The organism is Mycobacterium ostraviense (assembly GCF_002705925.1).
In the GTDB taxonomy this organism is placed as follows: Bacteria; Actinomycetota; Actinomycetes; order Mycobacteriales; family Mycobacteriaceae; genus Mycobacterium; species Mycobacterium ostraviense.
In genome coordinates this window covers 4,489,089-4,491,284 of the sequence record NZ_NKRE01000001.1, presented here as the reverse complement: position 1 = coordinate 4,491,284, position 2,196 = coordinate 4,489,089, and the positions used below count along the sequence as shown (strand labels likewise).

Genomic DNA, 2,196 nt, shown 5'->3' with positions numbered 1-2,196 from the left:
GATCGGGATGGTCAGCCCCATCAACTACGAGAACGCTGCGGCCACCAACCGGGAAGCCGCATAGAGGAAACCTCCACGATTTGGGGGGAACCACAGGTGGCCCGGGTGACCGCTGCTGCGCGACCCGTCGGTGTACCGGATCGTGGTGGAGCACCGGGACCGGTTCTGCCGGTTCGGATCGGAATACGTGCAAGCCGCGTTGGCCGCACAGGGCCGAGAGTTGGTCGTGGTGGACGCCGCTGAGGTCGATGACAACCTGGTACGGGACATGACCGAGGTCCTGACCTCGATGTGTGCGCGGCTTTATGGCAAGCGGGCGGCCGGCAATCGCGCCAAGCGTGCACTGGCTGCTGCCGCAGCGACCGAGGAGCGGGGTGCGGCCTGATGGCGAAGTTCGAGGTTCCTGAGGGCTGGACGGTGCAGGCGTTTCGGTTCACGCTGGACCCGACCGAGGAGCAAGTCAAGTCGCTGGCAAGGCATTTCGGAGCACGGCGCAAGGCATACAACTGGACCGTCGCTACCCTCAAAGCCGATATCCACGCATGGCGTGAGACCGGCGCCGAGATGGCGAAACCGTCGCTGCGGGTACTGCGGAAACGCTGGAACACGGTAAAAAACGACGTGTGCGTCAACGCGGAGACCGGTGCGGTGTGGTGGCCTGAATGCTCGAAAGAGGCCTACGCCGACGGCATCACGGGGGCGGTCGACGCGTACTGGAACTGGCAGACCTCCCGCGCCGGCAAGCGTGCCGGCAAGAGGGTTGGTTTCCCGCGCTTTAAGAAGAAGGGCCGTGACGCCGACCGGGTGTGTTTCACCACCGAAGCGATGCGTGTCGAACCCGACCGCCGCCATCTCACGCTGCCGGTGATCGGCACTGTCCGCACCCACGAGAACACCCGCCGCCTCGAACGCCTCATCGGTGCCGGGCGGGCTCGGGTGCTCGCGATCTCGGTGCGCCGTAACGGGACTCGCTTGGATGCGAGCGTGCGGGTGGTTGTCCAACGCCGCCAGCAAGCCGGCATCGCGCTACCTGATTCGCGGGTTGGTGTCGATATTGGGGTGCGGCGGTTGGCGACTGTCGGCACCGCTGAGGGCATGGTGATCGACCAGTTGCCCAACCCACGACCACTCGACGCTGCGTTGCGCGAGCTGCGCCAGCTGTGCCGGGCACGGTCGCGCTGCACGAAAGGCTCACGGCGCTACCGTGAGCGCACCACCCAGATATCCCGGTTGCACCGCCGGGTCAACGACGTCCGCACTCACCACCTGCACGTCCTGACAACACGGTTGGCCAAAACCCACGGCCACATCGTGGTTGAAGGTTTGGACGCCTCAGGGATGCTGCGGCACAAGGGCCTCTCGGGTGCCCGCGCTCGCCGGCGCGGACTCGCCGATGCGGCCCTGGGCACACCACGGCGCCACCTGTCCTACAAGGCAGGCTGGTACGGGTGTCAGCTGGTCGTTGCTGACCGCTGGTTCCCGTCGTCGAAAACCTGCCACGCCTGCGGGCACGTGCAGGACATCGGATGGTCCGAACACTGGCAATGCCAGACCTGTTCGGCTACGCATCAACGTGACGACTGCGCCGCGATCAACCTCGCACGCTACGAGGACACCGTTAGCGTCGTCGGCCCAGTTGGGGCCGCCGTCAAGCGTGGAGCCGACCGTAAGACCCGGCCTCGCCGGGCTGGTGGCTGTGAAGCGCGGAAGGGAACCGGCCACTTGGCCGGGGAACAACCCCGAGATGGGGTGCGAGTCGCGTGACCACTAAAGATCACTCACTCGCAACGGTAGGACCGAGGCGGTTGTGAGGGAGGTGCCCCGGTTGGAGGTGCGTGCTGGTGGGCGGGTCTGGCATGCCACACCGAATCGGGTGTGGACGATTGGTCGTTCGGCTGAGGCTGATGACACGGCATCGGCCTATCCGCCAGCGCCTACCTCGCCTCCAAACTCGTCGTCCTGACCGCACTCACCACCATCCAAGGACTCATCCTCGGATTCCTGGGCCCAGCGTTCCTGCCCGCACCGGACCAATCGGTCGTGCTGCCCTGGCCGACAGTCGAGGTGGCGGTGGCCGTCGTTGCCGTCACCGTGGTCTCGATGATCATCGGCCTGCTGATCTCGGCGCTGATCGGCAACGCCGATCGGGGCATGCCGCTGCTGGTCCTGGTGGTCATGGCCCAACTGGTGCTGTGC

Annotated in this window: 1 protein-coding gene and 2 pseudogenes; all 3 read left to right on the top strand. The window is 66.0% G+C overall.

Annotated features, from left to right (window positions below; translation table 11 throughout):
- Positions 1-112: 112 nt before the first annotated feature.
- Positions 113-385 (top strand): annotated as a pseudogene (locus CDN38_RS21005) (IS607 family transposase); the annotation flags it as partial.
- Positions 385-1,764, top strand: coding sequence for an IS607 family element RNA-guided endonuclease TnpB (gene tnpB / locus CDN38_RS21000; RefSeq protein ID WP_075509672.1), 1,380 nt, complete (start codon positions 385-387; stop codon positions 1,762-1,764). The pseudogene CDN38_RS21005 and the gene tnpB, both read left to right, overlap by 1 nt.
- A 144-nt stretch (positions 1,765-1,908) precedes the next feature.
- A pseudogene (locus CDN38_RS32255) lies at positions 1,909-2,196 on the top strand (ABC transporter ATP-binding protein); the annotation flags it as partial.